We start from the raw sequence: 18,812 nt of genomic DNA, 5'->3' as shown, positions 1-18,812 counted from the left end.
TGCGCGCAGTAGGTGAGGACATTCGGCCATGATACCGCAATCCGGGTCCGTGGGGCGGGGAAAACCCCCACATGCTCAGCTTCTGAGCGAGATCAACGTCACACCGCTGGTCGACGTAATGCTCGTTCTGCTGGTGATTTTCATGATCACCGCGCCGCTTGTGGCGACGGGTGTAAAGGTAGACCTGCCGCAGGCCAGAACGCGCGAACTGGCATCAGACCAGAAGCCCATCGTGGTGACAATCGACGCCGTGGGAGGAATATTCATCGGCGATGCGCCCGTGGCCCGCGAGGCGCTCGGCAATACCTTGCTGCAGATGGCGCAGGCTTCCGGCGATCCTTCGGCCATGCGCGTTTTCGTCCGGGCGGATCAAGCCATCGCATATGGGATGGTGATGCAAATCGTCGCCGAAATCGGTGCGTCGGGATTTGAAAAGGTCGCTTTCCTGTCGGATTCGCGTGACCCCGATGTTCAGAAGAAACTCCCGTGAATGCGCGGCTGCCCTCCCTTCTATCCGTTCTTCTGCACTTTGGACTGCTCGCCTTGCTGTCCCTTGTAACCTTCCGCGCGCGCGAAATCGTGACGCCTCCCGTGGGGATGGCCATCGAGATCGTGGATATCGAGCATGCCATGCCGTTACCCGATCCGGCATTTGTAAGGCATGAGGATGTCGAGGTTGCGACACCGGCGGCTGCGACGGCCCCTGCTGCGGCCCGGCAAGCGGCACCGGCGCCAATGCCGCTGGATACTGCCGTTCCTGCTGCGCCTTTGCCGCCAGTCGAGGCGAGTCCTGCTCCATCCCAACCCGCTGAGTCATTGCAGCCCAGCGAACGCCCAGCTCCGGTGCTGGGTCCCGGCCCGGTCGCGAGGCCGTTGCCGGCGGCGCCGACGCCTACCCGACCCCCGGCGTCGGCGCCCACTCCTCCTGCTGCAGCCAGCCCGTCAGCGGCGGTGCCTCAGCCGGTTGCCCCGGTCCGTAGGCTTGACCGCGCATCGTTGGCTCGCACGCTGGGCAAGCCGATCGGGTCAGCACCGCGACCGCGTCTCAATTCGGGTGCAATCGGATCAGCCATCGGGCAGGCCGTGCCCCGTGGTGTCGCCGGTCTCACGATCCGGCAGCGCGCCAATCTCGTCGATATGATCCGCTCGCAGATAACCCCGTGCTGGAATCCGCCGCAGGCGGAAGAAGGTAGCGGGCATGTGACGGTCCTGATGCGGATCAGGCTTGGCCGGGACGGGCAAGTGTCTGGTTCGCCAACCGTCGCCCGGATCAGCGGTCAGACCGTTGCGAACGGTGCCTACGCCAATGCGCTTGCTGGAAGCGTCCGCCGCGCCGTGCTGCGCTGCGCGCCGCTCAGGCTGCCAGCCGAACTCTACGATGCATGGGCGGACGTAGAACTCAATTTCGATCCGAGAGACATATCATGATCAAGGCAGTCATGCCGGTGACCCTTGCGCTGTTGGCAACGACATCTCAAGCATTTGCTCAGGGGCCGCTACATGTTGACATTACCGACGGCACCGCCTCGCCCCTGCTGATCGCCATTCCTGAGGTTGCCAGTGGCGTCATTCCGGGCGTCGCAAATGGTGAGGACGCGGGCGAGGCACTCGCGCGCATCGTGCGAGCGGATATGTCTTCCACGGGGCTGTACCGCCTCGTTTCTATCGATGGACGATATAGCGGGTCCGAAGAGGTTGCCTTTGCACCTTTTGCACGTGCAGGAGCGCAGGCGCTGGTGTTGGGCCGCGCCCGACCCTCCGGGAACGATGCGCTTGCCTATGATTGCGTCCTGTATGACGTTTTTGGAGCCCGCATCGAAACCTCACAGCGCATTCTGGTCAGCAAGGCGCAGTGGCGGCGCGCAGCGCACAAATGCGCGGACATGGTCTTCGCCTTCACGACCGGCGACCAGGGGCATTTCGATACGCGGTTGCTGGTAATAGGTCAGGCAGGGAGCGCTCCGGGCCAGGGAACGAGCCTGCTGTCGATGGACTTTGACGGTGAAAACCGCACATCCCTCACAGAGGAGCGCGAACTGGTGGCAATGCCGCGCTTCGGTCCAGGTAGTCGGCGGATCATCTACACATCTTTTACCGGTCCGGGACCGAAATTGGTGCTGGACGATCTCGACAGTGGCGAGTCCCGAACGCTTGACCTTCCGAAAGGTGTCCCGTCCGCGCCGCGTTTCTCGCCGGATGGTGCCTCGGTTATCTTCTCGCTCGCCCGCGATGGAGAGGCCGACATTCATGTCATCGACCTTTCAAGCGGCGCTGTGCGACAATTGACGAGCAATGCGGGGGCGGACACGAGTCCGAGCTATTCACCCGACGGAACGTCGATTGCGTTCGAATCTGATCGTTCGGGCGAACCGCAAGTCTATGTGATGGCATCCGATGGTAGTGGCCAGAAACGCATCAGCTTCGGTGCCGGGGCGCACGGCTCGCCTACCTGGAGTCCGCGCGGCGACCTGATCGCGTTCACCAAAATCGAGAACCGCACGTTGCGTATCGGTGTCATGAAGCCCGATGGTTCCAGAGAACGGATCATAACCGAAGGTGGGCGGGATGAAGATCCTGCCTGGGCGATTAGCGGGCGCGCAATCGCTTTTCAGCGCACTGCTGGCGGTGAGGCTCTTCCTGCCGTCTGGATAACCGATTTGACCGGGAAACTGGCCCGGCAAGTGAAAGTCGGTTCTTCCGTTGGAGAGCCGGCCTGGTCGGGGAAAAGGCCATGAACGCTTCGGAACGACGTTGGCAGGATTTGCACATCCGTTCTTGCCTATGCGCATCGACATTGCTCGCTTTGTCGGTCCTGCTGGCGTCCTGTCAGCGCCCGGTCCAGCCGCTGCGCCCGCCGCCCAGCTTCGATATGCAAGGGCCGACACCCGCACCTCTGAAAGTTCGCGAGGACGAAGCGCAAAGTCGGCTTCTGCGGGATCATGAGACTCCGGCCACGGTGGAGGATTTCGAGCGCTATGCTGGAACGACGCGCGTTCTGTTCGCACGGGACAGTGCCGAACTGGATGCGGCGGCGCGTGCCATTCTCGACCGTCATGCGCAATGGCTCAACCTCTACCCCGAAGTGCGTGCCTCGCTTCAGGGGCATGCCGATGAGTTCGGCTCGCGCGAACATCAGTTCGCGTTGGGTGAAAAGCGCGCTGCAGCCATGAAATTCTATCTCACTGCCCAGGGCGTGGCCGCCGAGCGCCTCGTGCCCACGTCGTTCGGCAAGGAGCATCCGGCCCGAACCGGCGGTGATGAGATCAGCCAAAACCAGAACCGCCGTGGCGAAACCGTGCTTATCGGTCTTCCCGCCAGCGCCAGAGAACGAGGGGAGTAACATATATGCGCCATTTTGCTGCAGCCCTATGCGCGATTGCCGCTGTATCAGCCGCGACGCCCGCTCTTGCAGAGCCAGGCGACATTCTGATCAAGATTCGCGGCGATTACGTGCTGCGATCGGGCAGCAGTGCCGTGACCGTCGATCTGGGCGGCATCCCGGTGTCCGCGAATGCCAAGGCGGCTCCGGGCGGCGAGGCAAGCCTGACCTTTTTTATAACCGAGCATTTCGCCACCGAATTCACGCTTGGCGGTGCGCCCTATGATATGAAAGACAGGAACGGTCGAACGCTTGTCTCGGCCGGGCTGATTACGCCCACCGCCATGCTTCAGTACCATGTCATGCCGTCATCAAAGGTCTTCAGGCCCTATGTCGGCGCAGGTCTGTCCTACGCCAATTTCTATAGCGAAAAGCCCGGTGAGATTTTGACGAATCGCACTGTGACTCCGCGCATTTCCTATTCCGCCGATCTTAAGGGCGCGCTCGCACCTGTGGTCCAGATTGGTGCCGACATCGCCATCAACGAGCAACTCTACATCAATGTCGATGCCAAGTATCTGGGTGCCAGTTCCAGGCTGACCGTCGAGCAGGGGGGCAATAGCCAGACGGTGTCGCACAAGATGCGTTCGCTCGTTCTGGGCGCTGGCGTGGGATTCAGGTTCTGATGACGCGGCCCGGAAACATCGGCTCACATCGGAATAAGCGGTTCGCGGCTATGGTCCTGGCAGTCTGGTCTCTGCCTCTGACCGGTGGCGCGCAGGCGCAAAGTCTGAGCGGTATCGACCAACGGTTGCAACGCGTCGAGCAGGTTGTTCGCGGTCTGCAAGGTGACCGTCCGGTTGTTGCCAGGCCAACAGCGGGGGCGACCCCGCCGCCATCTGCCGCACCACTCGATGCACTTCTTCAACTCGACAGACGCTTGGCGGCGCTGGAACGTGCGCTGTCCGGACTCGTGTCCACACAGGAGCAGGATCATCGCGCGCTTGCTGCCAGCCTCGCGCAAATGCAGGCGTTGAAAGGCGACATCGAATCCCGCCTCGATGCGGTGGAGCAGCAGGCTGCGGCAGTTCCCGCAACATCGTCTTCGCCGCCTGCCACATCGGTGTCACCAGCCGGGCCTCCCCCGACCGTCGACGAGCGCTTCCGGCAGGCTATGGCTTATGCCGAGGCGCAGGACTGGCAAAAATCCGAACTTGCTTTCGACAGTTTTGCCGCAAGCTGGCCATCGGATCCTCGCGTTCCCGAAGCCCGCTACCAGCTTGGCCGTGCTTTTCAGGGACAGGGTAAACATGCTCAAGCGGCCCAGATATTTCTCGAACTTTATGAAAAGGTGCCGCAGGCCCCGTTTGCCCTGGCCAATCTCTTCGCTCTGGCGGAGGCGCTCACCGATATGGGGCCGGACAACAGTGTTCAGGCTTGCGATGTGTACGCCGAAATCGAGGCGGTGCATGGCAGTACTCTCACGATAGAGCAGCGCTCGCGTCTGCTCGACCGCCGTCTGGCCCTGAAATGCGCCGGCTGACGTCCCTCCGCCTGCTGGCTGGCGAGCCGTCATCCATAGCGCGGACCGTGCTGTCCAGCGCACTCACGATGGCGTTGTCATGCGGTTATGCCGCACCTCTGGCTGCCAGCGAAATGGCCCGGCGATCTGCCGGGGAAATGACGTCGACACTTTCAGGCGCCGGCCTGCAATGCGTTCCCTATGCGCGCAGGATCAGCGGGATAGCGATCTATGGTGACGCCCATACCTGGTGGGATCAGGCTGCCGATCGCTATGACCGGGGCTTCAGGCCGCGGGTCGGCGCTGTGATGGCGCTGCCGCCGCATGGGAAGATGCAACTCGGTCACGTCGCGGCGGTAAGTCGCATCATCGATGCGCGGACCATCCTGTTGCGCCACGCAAACTGGTCGCCGATCGATGGTGCGCGCGGGCAGATCGAGGACGACGTGCCCGCCGTCGACGTCTCACCGAACAATGACTGGAGCCGGGTGCGCGTATGGTTCGCGCCGCTACAGTCTCTGGGCACGACCCACTGGCCGGTCCAGGGCTTTATCTACAATCGCAAGCCCGCCCGTCTTGTGCGCGCGAGCGATCCGATCGGCGATATCATCGCCCGCCTCATGCGGTCCGGAGCCCTGAGCCGACCCGCCCAAAGCAATCCTGCCGTCGACAACGCCATCAGAAAGAAGGTGACGTGATGGATTCTTCCCTCAAGCCGCAAGAGAACCACTTTGTCGCGCTTGGTCAGCTGCTGACTGGAGCCGGTGTTCCGGCCGATCGCACGGAACAACTCGTAACCGGCATGTTGGCGCAGAGTGCTCGCGAAACCCGGCTGGCCGTCTCGCGCGACATATGCGCGCTCGTGGATGGCTATATCCAAGGCCTGGACGAGCGTTATGCAACTCGTCTCGACGATGCGCAGAAACTTATGACGAAGCTCACTGTCGAACTGGAAGTGTCTCGCAGGCGCATGCGTGACGAGCGCTTTTCCAGAAGTCGTACCGTGATTGCGCTCATCCTCCTCCAGTTGCTCGCCTCGGCCGTGATGCTTGTTTCCCTCAATTTCAACGGCAGGGCCACGGCTGTGGACGTAGGCAGCGCGGCGGATGTCGCGCTTGGCCCCGGATTCGAAGTTCTCGAGAGGTAAAATGCCTGAGGAGCGTATATCTGCATCCGAACTGGTGCATATTGAGCAACTGATGCGCACGGCCTTCGAGGCGCTATCGCATGCCCAAACCCTGCTCGGCGCTCGTCTGGACATGAGATCGGAACAGCCGTGCCAACCACCTGCCGGACAATTGCCTGCCGACAGCGCCGACGTCGACATTTCGTTCCTGCGGCGCAAGGGGAACGGAAGTGAATGCACACGCCCGGCAACGATTGAAGGGCGTATTCGTCGCCTGGCGCCGCGCGCCAGCCGAGGCGGTGCGGCGATCCTGCGCAATCTGCTTGAGCAGCCCGGTGATTTCATAGACCAGCGCGACCTCGCAAAGGCGGCAGGAGTGACGTCCGGTGCTTCGCATGTCGTGAAGGTCTATATCTGTCATTTGCGTAAAGCGCTTGAACTTCATGGTTTTGGAGCGAACGTGATCGAGACTGGCTGGAAGAGCTATGCCATCAAGGCTGAAGCTGTTCCCGGCATATTCACATTTCTCCATCGTTCATGATCGGCGTTTGCGTGATCCGCATAGCGGCGGATGTTTGCACCTTGGCGCATACCGCCGCTGTAGAGCTCATGCCGTCCCGAAATTCCGCACCAAGGTTGGGGAACGAAATGCCCGCTCGTGCCAATTTCCTTCGGAGATCAAGATATCGTGTCTCAAATCAGACAATTCCTGAACGAACCGCTCTTCGCTTCGCCAGTGTTCGGCTATGAACTCCCCGACTGCGAACTGCTGAATCAGGCTCTGCTAGCTGCATGTGCAGCGCGGCGCACGTCCGAGCAAAGCATGGCGGTCTCTAACCAGATCGGCTGGCATTCCGCGCCGGACCTGTTCCTGCGCAAGGAAGAGGCTTTTCGCTCGTTGTGCGCCCAGATCGGCCAGGTGCTGACCCATGTCGCGCAAACCACGCTCCCCGCTTTCGATTTGTCCATCCACGACATTCAGGCACACGGCTGGGTCAACATCAATCCGAAAGGCGGCTTCAACACGCCCCATGCCCATCAGGGCTTTCACTGGTCGGGTTGCTACTATGTGGCCGTGCCGGACGCTCAGGATAATCGCAGCGGGCTGATCGAGTTTCTCGATCCGCGCGCCAGCGTCAGTATGCGGATGCCTGATGAGTCGGTGTTGTTCGCGCCCAAGTTCCAGGTGCGTCCACGCGCTGGTACGATGCTCATCTTCCCATCGTTTCTGAACCATTGGGTTTATCCGAATCAGGATGACGACGAGCGGGTCTCCGTCGCATTCAACGCCCGCGTCGAGGCCAGAGCCCACCCTCAAGGTGCTGCCGTTGCCCCATAGGATAGCTCAAACCTGTTGGAATGGCGCGAGCGGGACCTCTTGGTTCCTGCCCGTTCCAGCTTTGCTTGCAGCCTTCGTCGTTCACAACAAGGCGTGATCTGTCCTTGCGCCAACTGCAAGTCGGCTGTGTCCTGCACATTGACGTCTCCCGCCCCGGCGCCTTGCGCAGATCCGAAATTGCGGATCATGCGGAAGATTGTCGCGGGAAAGCCGGATGTCGCCGCGCTCGATCCCCTGTCGGTTCGGACTGGCATTGAACGCGCGCACCTTGAAACGGCCCTGGCTGTTCACCTTCATGGCTCCTTCGGCAGGGCGGCCCGGGCGCTCAACATGTTGCCTTCGACGGTGAACAAACGTGTTCGCAACCTGGAGTTTCAGTTGGGCTGTGCCGTGTTCGAGCGTCAGAAGCGCCGACTGGTAGCAACGCATGCGGGATCGGTCTTCCTGCAGCACAGCGCAAGTCTCCTTCGCGATTTCCGTGCTCTGGTAGATGCGGTACGCCGGATCGCTGACGGCAAGGCGGGGCAGGTCTTTATCGGCTATCATGGCGGTATTGCGCACCAGAAGCTTCGGCGCCTGCTTCTCGAAGCCGATCCGGATTTTCCTGAAATACACAAGATGCCCGTCGAACTGCCCTACGATCGACTCTTTGAAGCCCTGGCCAGCGGACGAATCGATCTTGCCATCACGCACAGCGTGCCAGATCTGTTTCAGGGGCGGAGCGCGCCGATGTGGAGCGAACGCTTCGTCCTTTGCCTGCCCGAAAGCCACCGGCTTGCGGCGTGCGCAACGGTGCAGTGGGAAGATCTTCTGCACGAAACCTTCCTCATATCGGGTTTCGATGCCAGCGAGGTCATGCGTGATTTGCTCGAGGAGCGCTTTGCACCGTTCGGCGTTTCGCCGCGCGTGGCAGTTCACGAAATTGGCCCCGCCGCCATCATTGACATGGTGGGGGTGGGCAAAGGGGTCAGCTTGTGTCTCGATTCCATGTCGCGGGAAAATGATGCGGGAGCAGTCTTTCGTGAATTGAACAGTGCCCCCGGCACCACAGACCTGACGATAAACGCCTGCTGGCACACGGATCATGCCAATCCCGCGCTCGACATCCTCCTGAAACGTCTGGACGTCAGGCCGAAGTAGGCGATGCCATTGCGGGGCAGTCGGAAACGGGCAGCTTCGTCGACTGCGGCTGCGAACGCGGCGGATGCCCGCCTCGGCGCTTAGTACTTCACTTTGCGCTATCAATCGTGATAATTTTTATTCTGGCTTGTTAGTCTTTGATCAGAGCCGGAAGGGGACGGCGGCAGGTCACGCCATTGGTCTGTCCCATCATGCGCCCAATTTCCCCATTTTTGGCCTGACGCGGGTAGCCGCCCGGTGCCTCGATCTACGCCATTGCCTGTCTTGATGCGCCAGCATTCTCCGCCGTGAAATCGTTGTTGAATCAAGTGCATTCCTGCGTCTCTTAATCATCCCCAACGCGCCGGGCGGCTTGTCGCCGGCGCCCTCGAACGGGGATATTTCATGGGCGCAGCCAGCCAGAGATCGGAAGTGCATGCACGCGGCGCGCGCATGCTGCGCACCGCCATGGGCACGTCGATCGCGGCATGGCTCGCCGACCCCGCGGTTATCGAGGTGATGCTCAATCCGGACGGTCGCCTTTGGGTCGACCGGCTGGGAGAAGGCATCAGCGACAGCGGCGAGCGCCTCTCGCCCGCCGACGGCGAGCGCATCATCCGCCTCGTCGCCCATCATGTCGGGGCCGAGGTTCATTTAGGCGCCCCGCGCGTCTCGGCCGAACTGCCGGAAAGCGGAGAACGCTTCGAAGGGCTGCTGCCGCCGGTCGTGACCGCGCCGGCCTTCGCGATCCGCAAACCGGCCGTCGCAGTCTTCACGCTCGACGATTATGTCGCGGCCGGGATCATGTCGTCGGGCGAGGCCGAGGTGCTTCTTCGCGGCGTTGCCGACCGGCTCAACATCCTCGTCGCCGGCGGCACCGGCACCGGCAAGACAACCCTCACCAACGCGCTTTTGGCGGAAGTCGCGAAGACTTCTGATCGCGTGGTGCTGATCGAGGACACGCGCGAACTGCAATGCGCCGCGCCCAATCTGGTCGCGATGCGCACCAAGGATGGCGTCGCCTCCCTCTCCGACCTCGTGCGCTCCTCGCTGCGCCTGCGCCCCGACCGTATCCCCATCGGTGAGGTGCGCGGGAGCGAAGCGCTCGACCTCCTCAAGGCCTGGGGCACCGGCCATCCCGGCGGCGTCGGCACGATCCACGCCAATAGCGCCGTCGGCGCGCTGCGCCGCATGGAGCAGCTGATCCAGGAAGCCGTGGTGACCGTGCCCAAGGCCCTGCTCGCCGAGACCATCGATCTCGTCGCCGTACTCGTCCGCCACGGCACCGGGCGACGTCTCGCCCAGCTCATGCGCGTCGAAGGCCTCGATCCCGTCCTCGGCGACTACCGCCTCACGCCCGCAACCCCCGACATCGGAGAAGAACCATGATCGATCTGTCCCGCCGCGCTGTGCACCGTCTGCGCGCAGCGCCTCTCGCCCTTGGCATCGGCCTCATCGCGCTCGCCAGTCCCGCTTATGCCTCGGGCTCCTCCATGCCCTGGGAAGCGCCGCTCCAGTCGATTTTGGAGTCGATCGAAGGTCCGGTCGCCAAGATCGTCGCGGTGATCATCATCATCGCCACCGGTCTGGGGCTCGCCTTCGGCGACACCAATGGCGGGTTCCGCCGACTGATCCAGATCGTCTTCGGCCTGTCGATCGCTTTTGCGGCCTCGTCCTTCTTCCTCTCCTTCTTCTCCTTCGGCGGCGGGGCGCTGGTCTGATGGAAGGCCGTGAAGAGGAAGTGCCGGGTTATCTGGCGCCGGTCCATCGGGCCCTGTCCGAACCCATCCTGCTGGGCGGCGCACCGCGCAGCCTGGCCATCGTCAACGGCACGCTCGCCGGCGCTCTGGGCCTTGGCCTGCGGCTCTCGCTCGCGGGCCTCGCGCTCTGGGCCATAGGCCACGGTCTCTCGGTCTGGGCCGCGCGCCGCGATCCCCAGTTCGTCGACGTCGCCCGCCGTCACCTCAAATATCCCGTCTGGATGCGGCCATGATCAACCTCTCCGAATATCGCTCCAAAGCCGCCTGCCTGGCCGATTTCCTCCCCTGGGCCGCATTGGTCGCGCCCGGCGTCGTGCTCAACAAGGATGGTTCGTTCCAGCGCAGTATGCGCTTTCGCGGGCCTGATCTCGACAGCGCGACGCCGGCCGAACTGGTCGCGGTGACCGCGCGCCTCAACAATGCGCTGCGCCGCCTTGGGTCGGGCTGGGCGGTGTTCGTCGAGGCGAGTCGCGTGCCCGCGCAGGACTATCCCGACAGCCTCTTTCCCGATCCGGTCTCGGCGCTGGTCGACCAGGAACGCTATGAACAGTTCCGCGAGGAAGGCGCCCATTATGAGAGCTTCTACCATCTGACCCTCCTGTGGATGCCGCCCGCCGAAGACGCCGCCCGCGCGGAGAACTGGCTCTACGAAGGCCGGTCGGGATCGGGCGTCGATCCGCATGAACTTCTGAAGAGCTTCACCGACCGCACGACCCGCGTGCTGCATCTGGTCGAAGGCTTCATGCCCGAGGTGGCCTGGCTCGATGACAGTGCGACGCTCACCTATCTTCACTCCTGCGTATCGACGAAGCGCCAGCGTGTGCGCGTGCCGGAAACCCCGGCCTGTCTCGATGTGCTGCTCACCGACGAGGCACTGACCGGCGGGCTCGAGCCCATGCTGGGCGAGCATCATCTGCGCACGCTCACCATCACCGGCTTTCCGACCGCGACCTTTCCGGGGCTGCTCGACGAACTCAACCGCCAGGCGTTCGCCTATCGCTGGTCGACCCGTGCGATCATGCTCGACAAGACCGATGCGACGAAGCTGCTCACGAAGATCCGGCGGCAATGGTTCGCCAAGAGGAAGTCGCTCGCCGCGATCCTCAAGGAGGTGATGACCAACGAACAGTCGGTCCTCATGGATTCCGATGCGTCGAACAAAGCGGTCGATGCCGACATGGCGCTGCAGGAGCTGGGTGCGGACGCGGCCGGGATCGCCTACGTCACCGCGACCGTCACCGTCTGGGACCGCGATCCGGCCCTCGCTTCGGAAAAGCTCCGGCTGGTCGAGAAGGTCATCCAGGGGTGCGATTTCACCTGCACGATCGAAGGCATGAACGGCATCGAGGCCTGGCTCGGATCGCTTCCCGGCCATGTCTATGCCAATGTCCGCCAGCCCCCGATCTCCACCCTCAATCTCGCCCACCTGATCCCCCTGTCAGCGGTCTGGGCGGGGCCGGAACGGGATGAGCATTTCGCGGCTCCCCCTTTGCTCTATGGCAAGACCGAAGGCTCGACCCCGTTCCGGCTTTCCCTCCATGTCGGCGATGTCGGCCACAGCCTGATCGTCGGCCCGACTGGCGCCGGCAAATCGGTGTTGCTGGCGCTGATGGCGATGCAGTTCCGGCGTTATGACCAAGCCCAAATCTTCGCCTTCGACTTCGGCGGCTCGATCCGTGCCGCCGCGATCGGAATGGGCGGAGACTGGCAGGATCTGGGCGGTGCGTTGCATTCTGCCGATGATGGTGGCGCTGTCGGCGACGGCGTCGCTCTGCAGCCGCTGGCCCGAATTGACGAGCCGGGCGAACGGGCCTGGGCCGCTGAATGGCTGGCCGCGATCCTCGCCGGTGAAGGCGTGGACATCGATCCCGCCGCCAAGGAGCATCTGTGGACCGCGCTCGGTTCGCTGGGCAGCGCGCCGGTTGCCGAACGCACGCTCACCGGCCTTGCCGTGCTGCTCCAGAACCAGCAGCTCAAACAGGCGCTGGCGCCCTATTGCGTCGGCGGTCCCTGGGGGCGGCTGCTCGACGCCGAGACCGAGCAACTGGGCGATGCCTCTGTTCAGGCCTTCGAGACCGAAGGGCTGATCGGCGCGGCCTCGGCCGCCGCGGTCCTTGCCTATCTCTTCCACCGCATCGAAGGCCGGCTCGACGGGCGCCCCACGCTCATCATCATCGACGAGGGCTGGCTGGTGCTCGATAGCCCGGCCTTCGCTGCCCAGCTGCGCGAATGGCTCAAGACGCTGCGCAAGAAGAACGCCAGCGTCGTCTTCGCCACGCAGAGCCTCGCCGACATCGAGACGTCGAGCATTGCGCCTGCCATCATCGAAAGCTGCCCGACCCGCATCTTCCTGCCCAATGAACGCGCAGCCGAACCGCAGATCCGCCAGGCGTACGAACGCTTCGGGCTCAATGCGCGGCAGATCGAGATCCTCTCCCGGGCGACCCCCAAGCGCGATTATTATTGCCAGTCGCGGCGCGGCAACCGGCTGTTCGAACTGGGCCTGGGCGAAGTGGCGCTCGCCTTTGCGGCGGCCTCCTCCAAAACCGACCAGCGCGTGATCGGCGAACTGGTCGCCGCCCATGGCCGTGTCGGCTTTGCCCCGGCCTGGCTGCGGCATCGCGGCCTCGATTGGGCCGCCGGCCTTTTGCCCGAACCCGTACCCCCGTCCGATCCGGACGATCCCTTCCTGTCGCTCGATCCCGAGGAGTTCAATCCATGAAGAAGCCATCGTTTCGCCGCGCCTTGCTGGCCGGCGTTGTCAGTCTGACCGCTCTGGCCGGGCCTGTTCTCACCTCGCCCGCGCAGGCGCAGTTCGGCGGGGTCGTCTATGATCCCACCAACTACGCGCAGAATGTGCTGACCGCCGCCCGCTCGCTCGAGCAGATCAACAACCAGATCCGCCAGATCGAGAATCAGGCGACCAGCCTCATCAACGAGGCGAAGAATCTCGCCAGCCTGCCGGTCTCGACGATCTCGACCCTCCAACAGCAGATCGGCCAGACGCGCCAGCTCCTGGGGCAGGCGCAGCGCATCGCTTACAGCGTGCAGGACATCCAGAGCGCGTTCACCCAGCGCTACAGCGGCGCGAACCTGACCGCCTCGCAAAGCCAGATGGTCGCCGCCGCCAATGCCCGCTGGCAGGACAGCGTCGGGGCGTTCCAGGACGCGCTTCAGGTGCAGGCCGGCGTCGTCGGCAATATCGACGGCGCGCGCGCCAGCATCGAGACGCTGGTGGGGGCCAGCCAGTCGGCGAACGGCGCGCTCCAGGCTGCCCAGGCCGGCAACCAGCTCCTCGCGCTCCAGTCGCAGCAGCTTGCCGATCTCACCGCCGCGATTGCGGCACAGGGCCGCGCGCAATCGCTCGAAGCGGCACGCAACGCGGCGACGGAAGCCGAAGGCAAGGCCCGCTTCCAGCGCTTCCTCGGGCATCAGTGACATGCACCGGGCCGCGTCCATGGGGCTGATCGCGCTGGTCGGGGTGACCACCGGCTTCCTTGCCGCCGGGGCCGCCCATCTGCGCTACGATACCCTCGCCTGCGCCCCCGAGCATCCCGAGCCGGGCAAGGTCTATCCGCACACCACGCCCTGCGTGACCGGCGCCGCCTTCGCTGCGGAGATGGTGCGGATCGAGGCGGCGGCGGAGGCGAGGCGCAAGGCGCGCGCGCAACAGGAAGGTCCGTTCCTCGTCTGGCTCAGGGGGGGCGACTGAGATGTCGCCCGCTGCCAAAATCGCGATCGGCGGAGGGATCGGCGGGCTGATGCTCGCCGTGGCCGTGGTTTCCGCGCTGCACCGTCCGCCCGAACCTGCTGTGACGATCCTCGTGCCTGAGGACGAGGCGGCCGCGGCCCGCCAGGACGATCTCGCCCGCTGCCGGACCATCACCATGCCCGAAAGCAGCTGCGACGCGGCTTGGGAAGCCAGACGCCGCCATTTCTTCGGAAAGGACAACCGTCCGTGAACGACACCTCGGTGATCGACAGCTTCCTGTCGGTCTTCACCAGCTACATCGACAGCGGCTTCGGCCTATTGGGCGGGGAGGTCGGGTTCCTCTCTTCGACCCTGATCGCGATCGACGTGACGCTCGCCGCTCTGTTCTGGGCCTGGGGCGCCGACGAGGACGTGTTGCAGCGTCTGGTGAAGAAAGTGCTCTATATCGGCGTCTTCGCCTACATCATCGGCAACTTCTCCAACCTTGCCAATATCGTCTTCCAGAGCTTCGCCGGCCTCGGTCTCAAGGCGTCGGGCGGCGGTCTGGCGCTCGCCGATTTCCTCAAGCCCGGCACGGTCGCCGCGACCGGCCTCACCGCCGGCCAGCCTTTGCTCGACGCGACGGCGGACCTGCTCGGACCGGTCGGCCTGTTCACCAATTTCGTGCAGATCCTCGTGCTGCTGATCGCCTGGCTGATCGTCGTGCTCGCCTTTTTCGTGCTCGCCATCCAGGTCTTCATCACCATCGTCGAGTTCAAGCTGGTGACGCTGGCCGGCTTCGTGCTGGTGCCCTTCGCCTTTTTCGGGCGCACAGCCTTCATGGCCGAAAAGGTGCTCGGTCATATCATCTCCTCGGGCATCAAGCTGATGACGCTCGCCGTCATCACCGGCATCGGCACCACGCTGTTCAGCCAGTTCACCAGTGCCAATGTCGTCGTCGAGCCCGATCTCAAGCAGGTGATGGCGATCGCGCTCGCTGCGCTGACCCTGCTCGGCCTCGGCATCTTCGGCCCCGGCATCGCCAATGGTATCGTCACCGGCGGTCCCCAGCTCGGTGCAGGCGCTGCGGCCGGAGCGGCATTGGCCGCAGGCGCCACGCTGGGCGGCGGTGTTGCGGGCGCCCGCCTCGCCGGTGGCGCCGCGATGGGCATGGCTGGCAGCGCCGCCACCGGCATGGCGCGCACAGCCGGTGCGGCCTCGGGCGCCTATAGCGCCGGTGCGGAAGGACGATCGGGCGCGGCGGCCGTCGGCGCAGGCCTCGCCAATGTCGGCAAGAGCACCGGCGGCGCGGCCGTTTCGCCGCTGCGCCGCGCCGCGCAAAGCCTCAAGCAAAGCTATGCCGATGGCCGGAACGCGGCGGCGGGCACCGCCGCCGGTGCGGGAGCGCAGGCTTCCGCTGCGCCGGCATCCGGCGCGGGATCAGCCTCGGCCGCGCCGCCCGCCTGGGCCGCGGCGATGAAGCGCCGACAGGCGATCACCCAGAGCGCCAATATGGCCGCTCATACCCTGAAGGGCGGCGACAGCCATGGCGGCGGCGCCGGTCCCGACCTCTCGCAAAAGGACTGATACGCACATGTTCAAGCGACCATCGATCCGTTACGGGCAAGCGCCCGAACCCGTGACCCCCTATCAGCGCGCTGCCCAGGTCTGGGACGACCGCATCGGCTCCGCGCGCGTCCAGGCGAAGAACTGGCGGCTCGCCTTTTTCGGCTGTCTTGCGCTATCGGGCAGTCTGGCCGGCGGTCTCGTCTGGCAATCGGCGCGCGGCACGATCATCCCCTGGGTGGTCGAGGTCGACAAACTCGGCGAGGCGCGCGAGGTCGCGCCCGCCACCGCCGACTATCGGCCGACCGACCCGCAGATCGCCTTCCATCTCGCCCGTTTCATTGAGAACGTCCGCTCGATCCCCGCCGACGGGATCGTGCTGCGACAGGACTGGCTGCGCGCCTATGACTTCGTGACCGACAAGGGCGCGCTGTTCCTCAACGACTATGCCCGGGCCAATGACCCCTTTGCGCAGTTGAGCAAGGTGCAGGTCTCGGTCGAGGTGTCGAGCGTCATCCGCGCCTCGAACGACAGCTTCCGCGTGGCCTGGACCGAGCGGCGCTATGTCGATGGCGCGCTTGCCGAGACCGCCCGCTGGTCGGCGATCCTGACGGTGGTCGTCCAGACCCCGCGCGATGCCCAAGCGCTCCAGAAGAACCCGCTCGGGGTCTTTGTCGCCAACCTCAACTGGTCGAAGGAACTCAACCCATGATCTGCCTGCCTCCCGCGAGGGCGCGCTCCGGTGCGCTGCTCTGCCTCCTCGTCTCCGTCTCGCTGCTGCCACTGGGCGGCATGGCGCAGGCGCGCGCCCGCAAGGTGCCGCCGCCGATGGTCGCGGCTGTGCCCGCGCCTGAACCGCGCCGGGCGGTCGACGTCGTCAGCGTGCCGACACCGCTGCCGCTTCCCGGCCAGCTCAGGCCCGTGGCGCCGGTCCGGGAAGGGCGTGAGGCGCCCGATCCGCGATCCCGCGTGACCGCCGCCAATGCGGCCGCGCGGGTGCAGCCGAGCAAGGGGGGCTATTTCAACGCCATCCAGCAATATCCCTATGCCGATGGCGCGCTCTATCAGCTCTACGCCGCGCCAGGGCAAGTCACCGACATCGCGCTGCAGGAAGGCGAGGAACTGGTGGGACCGGGGCCGGTCGCGGCCGGTGACACCGTGCGCTGGATCATCGGCGATACGGTGAGTGGTGTCGGGTCGAGCAAGCGGGTGCATATCTTGGTCAAGCCGACCCGTGCCGACATCATGACCAACCTCGTCATCAACACCGACCGGCGCACCTATCATCTCGAACTGCGCGCCACCGCCACCACTTATATGGCCTCGGTTTCCTGGACCTATCCCGCCGACCAGCTCATCGCGCTGCGGCTTGCCAATGCCGAGCGGGAGCGGACCGCGCCGGTTGCCTCCGGTATCGATGTCGAAGGGCTGAACTTTCGCTACAAGCTGTCCGGCGACCGTCCCTCCTGGCGTCCTGCCCGCGTGTTCGACGATGGCCGTCAGGTGATGATCGAATTTCCGGACGGGATCGCGACCGGCGAGATGCCGCCGCTCTTCGTTCGCGGCGCCGATGGATCCGCCGAACTCGTCAACTATCGCGTCTCGGGCCGCTACATGATCGTCGACCGGCTGTTCAGCGCGGCCGAGCTGCGCCTCGCGACCCGCAAGGGCGGGCAGCGCGTCACGATCGAGCGGCAGGACGCCAAATCGCGGAGGGCGTCATGAGCGGGCCGGAACGGGAAGAAGAGCCGGGTGATATGGCGCGGGAGGTAGCTGCCCGGCAGCCTGCCAGCGCCGCGCCGGAGCGGGCCGCCGCAGCACCCAATCCGGGCGCCTTTCGCCTGGCCGGGCCGACGCCGCGCGTGACGCGCCTGTCGCGCAAGGCTTTGGCGGCGATCGGCATGGTCGCCGGGATCGGCATTGGCGGATCGCTGCTTTATGCGCTGCGTCCGGTCCATCATGCGCCCGCCGTCAATCTCGTCAACACCGACAGCCGCAACAAGGCCGATGTCGTGACCGCCGCACCAGCGAGCTATGACAAGGTTCCGAAACTGGGGCAGCCCATGCCCGGCGATCTGGGACGGCCGATCCTGTCGGCCCAGCAGAGTGGTCAGAGCGTGCCGGTGCCACCGATGGGGCCGGCAGCGGGCCAACCCGATCCGCGTCTCGCCGCGGCCGAGCAGGCCCGCCAGCGTGTGATGCAGGAGCGGGAGTCCGCCAGGGCCAGCAAGCTGTTCCTTGGCAGTGAAGGCGCGCGCTCCGCTTCTGCTGGTGGTCAGGCTAGCGATGGTGCGCAGACGGTCCGCACGACTGCGGCGGGCGATGCCGCTGGCACGGTGTCGGCCTCGCCGACCGGTCAGGCCGCGAAACGGGCTTTCCTCCAGAATGGCGGGAATCGCGCCGTAGTCAGCAATGCGCGGATCATGGCGCCGGCCTCGGTCTTCATGGTGCAGGCAGGCAGCGTCATTCCCGCAGCCCTCATCACCGGCATCCGCTCGGATCTGCCCGGGCAGATCACCGCGCAGGTGACGCAGAATGTCTATGACAGCGCGACCGGGCGCATCCTGCTGATCCCGCAGGGGGCGCGGCTGATCGGCGCGTATGACAGCGAGGTCTCAGCTGGGCAGAACCGTGTGCTGCTGGCCTGGGATCGCCTGATCCTGCCCGGCGGCCGCTCGATCCTGCTCGACCGCCAGCCCGGCGCCGATGCCGCGGGCATGGCGGGCGCGCAGGACAAGGTGAATTATCACTGGGGCAATATGCTCAAGGCCGCGATGGTCTCGACCCTGCTCGGCGCCGGCACCCAGCTCGTGTCCCAAGGCGATGATGAACTCACCCGCGCGCTGCGCTACGGCATACAGGACACCGTTAATCAGACCGGGCGGCAGGTCGTCCAGCGCGAGATCAACGTGCCGCCGACGCTCACCGTCCGGCCGGGGTTCGCGATCCGGGTGGTGCTTACCCGCGATCTTGTGCTCGAGCCGGTTCAGGGGGCGCAGCCATGAGTCGGCTGCGCCTCGGGCCGATCGTCGAGGAGAAGCCCGTGAAGCTGACGGTCGAACTGCCGGGCGCGCTGTTCCGGCAGCTTGGCGACTATGCGCGCGTGCATGCAGCGGAGAATGGCTTGTCCGAGCCCGTGCCGCCCGAGCGGCTGATCGCGCCGATGGTGGAGCGGTTCATTATGAGTGATCGGGGGTTCGTGCGGCGGCGCAAGCCTCAGCCATAGCAATGACAGCCACAGAGCGGCACTTTTTTCTGGTATCGGCACCCCAAATGCCGGAAAAGGAATGGGCTGCGTCCGTTCCGCACGACGTCGGTGGACGACGCCGGGCAATGGCGCCAGCGCCTCGCCGCCCTCCTCGGTAGTCCC

23 protein-coding genes are annotated in these 18,812 nt (G+C 64.8%); all 23 read left to right on the top strand.

Annotated features, from left to right (window positions below; genetic code table 11):
• Positions 1–28 precede the first annotated feature (28 nt).
• Positions 29–490: a biopolymer transporter ExbD gene (locus tag B9A23_RS03350; protein ID WP_084277395.1), complete on the top strand. Its 462-nt coding sequence runs from the start codon at positions 29–31 to the stop codon at positions 488–490.
• A gap of 506 nt (positions 491–996) precedes the next feature.
• Complete coding sequence (locus B9A23_RS03345; protein WP_084277394.1) at positions 997–1,428, top strand: cell envelope integrity TolA family protein; 432 nt, start codon at positions 997–999, stop codon at positions 1,426–1,428.
• Positions 1,425–2,735: a Tol-Pal system beta propeller repeat protein TolB gene (gene tolB / locus B9A23_RS03340; protein ID WP_176217861.1), complete on the top strand. Its 1,311-nt coding sequence runs from the start codon at positions 1,425–1,427 to the stop codon at positions 2,733–2,735. Before B9A23_RS03345 ends, tolB begins: the two co-directional genes overlap by 4 nt.
• Positions 2,736–2,803: 68 nt before the next feature.
• The gene (locus tag B9A23_RS03335; protein ID WP_217806576.1) at positions 2,804–3,340 is read left to right on the top strand and encodes an OmpA family protein; all 537 of its coding nucleotides are present in this window, start codon (positions 2,804–2,806) and stop codon (positions 3,338–3,340) included.
• Positions 3,341–3,345: 5 nt separating this feature from the next.
• Positions 3,346–4,005, top strand: coding sequence for an OmpW/AlkL family protein (locus B9A23_RS03330; RefSeq protein ID WP_084277391.1), 660 nt, complete (start codon positions 3,346–3,348; stop codon positions 4,003–4,005).
• Between the two features lie 50 nt (positions 4,006–4,055).
• Positions 4,056–4,862 carry a tetratricopeptide repeat protein gene (locus tag B9A23_RS03325; protein WP_176217860.1) on the top strand — a complete coding sequence of 269 codons (807 nt, stop codon included), beginning with the start codon at positions 4,056–4,058 and terminating at the stop codon, positions 4,860–4,862.
• 113 nt (positions 4,863–4,975) lie between these two features.
• The gene (locus B9A23_RS03320) at positions 4,976–5,539 is read left to right on the top strand and encodes a CHAP domain-containing protein (RefSeq protein WP_217806579.1); all 564 of its coding nucleotides are present in this window, start codon (positions 4,976–4,978) and stop codon (positions 5,537–5,539) included.
• Entirely contained in the window at positions 5,539–5,988 is a 450-nt protein-coding gene (locus B9A23_RS03315) for a hypothetical protein (RefSeq protein WP_084277389.1), read from the top strand. Before B9A23_RS03320 ends, B9A23_RS03315 begins: the two co-directional genes overlap by 1 nt.
• A 1-nt stretch (position 5,989) precedes the next feature.
• Positions 5,990–6,508, top strand: coding sequence for a helix-turn-helix domain-containing protein (locus B9A23_RS03310; RefSeq protein ID WP_084277388.1), 519 nt, complete (start codon positions 5,990–5,992; stop codon positions 6,506–6,508).
• Between the two features lie 147 nt (positions 6,509–6,655).
• Complete coding sequence (locus tag B9A23_RS03305; RefSeq protein WP_176217859.1) at positions 6,656–7,306, top strand: 2OG-Fe(II) oxygenase family protein; 651 nt, start codon at positions 6,656–6,658, stop codon at positions 7,304–7,306.
• A gap of 186 nt (positions 7,307–7,492) precedes the next feature.
• Entirely contained in the window at positions 7,493–8,446 is a 954-nt protein-coding gene (locus B9A23_RS03300; RefSeq protein WP_084277386.1) for a LysR family transcriptional regulator, read from the top strand.
• Between the two features lie 384 nt (positions 8,447–8,830).
• Positions 8,831–9,814 carry a P-type conjugative transfer ATPase TrbB gene (gene trbB, locus B9A23_RS03295; protein WP_084277385.1) on the top strand — a complete coding sequence of 328 codons (984 nt, stop codon included), beginning with the start codon at positions 8,831–8,833 and terminating at the stop codon, positions 9,812–9,814.
• A complete protein-coding gene (locus tag B9A23_RS03290) occupies positions 9,811–10,146 on the top strand; it encodes a TrbC/VirB2 family type IV secretion system protein (RefSeq protein WP_084277384.1) in 336 nt (111 codons plus the stop codon). Before trbB ends, B9A23_RS03290 begins: the two co-directional genes overlap by 4 nt.
• Positions 10,146–10,418 carry a VirB3 family type IV secretion system protein gene (locus B9A23_RS03285; protein WP_084277383.1) on the top strand — a complete coding sequence of 91 codons (273 nt, stop codon included), beginning with the start codon at positions 10,146–10,148 and terminating at the stop codon, positions 10,416–10,418. The genes B9A23_RS03290 and B9A23_RS03285 overlap by 1 nt, the downstream gene beginning before the upstream one ends.
• Positions 10,415–12,907 (top strand): conjugal transfer protein TrbE, encoded by a 2,493-nt coding sequence (gene trbE, locus B9A23_RS03280; protein ID WP_084277382.1) that lies wholly within the window; start codon positions 10,415–10,417, stop codon positions 12,905–12,907. Before B9A23_RS03285 ends, trbE begins: the two co-directional genes overlap by 4 nt.
• Positions 12,904–13,623, top strand: a complete 720-nt coding sequence (gene trbJ / locus B9A23_RS03275; RefSeq protein ID WP_084277381.1) for a P-type conjugative transfer protein TrbJ — start codon at positions 12,904–12,906, stop codon at positions 13,621–13,623. Before trbE ends, trbJ begins: the two co-directional genes overlap by 4 nt.
• Before the next feature lie 19 nt (positions 13,624–13,642).
• Positions 13,643–13,897, top strand: a complete 255-nt coding sequence (locus B9A23_RS03270) for a hypothetical protein (protein ID WP_084277380.1) — start codon at positions 13,643–13,645, stop codon at positions 13,895–13,897.
• 1 nt (position 13,898) lies between these two features.
• On the top strand, positions 13,899–14,147 hold the full coding sequence (trbK-alt, locus tag B9A23_RS03265; RefSeq protein WP_084277379.1) for a putative entry exclusion protein TrbK-alt: 249 nt from the start codon (positions 13,899–13,901) through the stop codon (positions 14,145–14,147).
• On the top strand, positions 14,144–15,463 hold the full coding sequence (gene trbL, locus B9A23_RS03260) for a P-type conjugative transfer protein TrbL (RefSeq protein WP_084277378.1): 1,320 nt from the start codon (positions 14,144–14,146) through the stop codon (positions 15,461–15,463). Before trbK-alt ends, trbL begins: the two co-directional genes overlap by 4 nt.
• Before the next feature lie 7 nt (positions 15,464–15,470).
• Positions 15,471–16,154, top strand: coding sequence for a conjugal transfer protein TrbF (gene trbF / locus B9A23_RS03255; RefSeq protein ID WP_084277377.1), 684 nt, complete (start codon positions 15,471–15,473; stop codon positions 16,152–16,154).
• Positions 16,151–17,167, top strand: coding sequence for a P-type conjugative transfer protein TrbG (trbG, locus tag B9A23_RS03250; RefSeq protein ID WP_084277376.1), 1,017 nt, complete (start codon positions 16,151–16,153; stop codon positions 17,165–17,167). The genes trbF and trbG overlap by 4 nt, the downstream gene beginning before the upstream one ends.
• Positions 17,164–18,447: a TrbI/VirB10 family protein gene (locus B9A23_RS03245; protein ID WP_084277375.1), complete on the top strand. Its 1,284-nt coding sequence runs from the start codon at positions 17,164–17,166 to the stop codon at positions 18,445–18,447. The genes trbG and B9A23_RS03245 overlap by 4 nt, the downstream gene beginning before the upstream one ends.
• On the top strand, positions 18,444–18,668 hold the full coding sequence (locus B9A23_RS03240; RefSeq protein ID WP_084277374.1) for a DUF2274 domain-containing protein: 225 nt from the start codon (positions 18,444–18,446) through the stop codon (positions 18,666–18,668). The genes B9A23_RS03245 and B9A23_RS03240 overlap by 4 nt, the downstream gene beginning before the upstream one ends.
• Positions 18,669–18,812: the final 144 nt, after the last annotated feature.

It is taken from the genome of Novosphingobium sp. B1, from assembly GCF_900176395.1.
Taxonomy (GTDB): Bacteria; Pseudomonadota; Alphaproteobacteria; order Sphingomonadales; family Sphingomonadaceae; genus Novosphingobium.
This window is presented reverse-complemented; position numbering and strand designations above follow the sequence as displayed.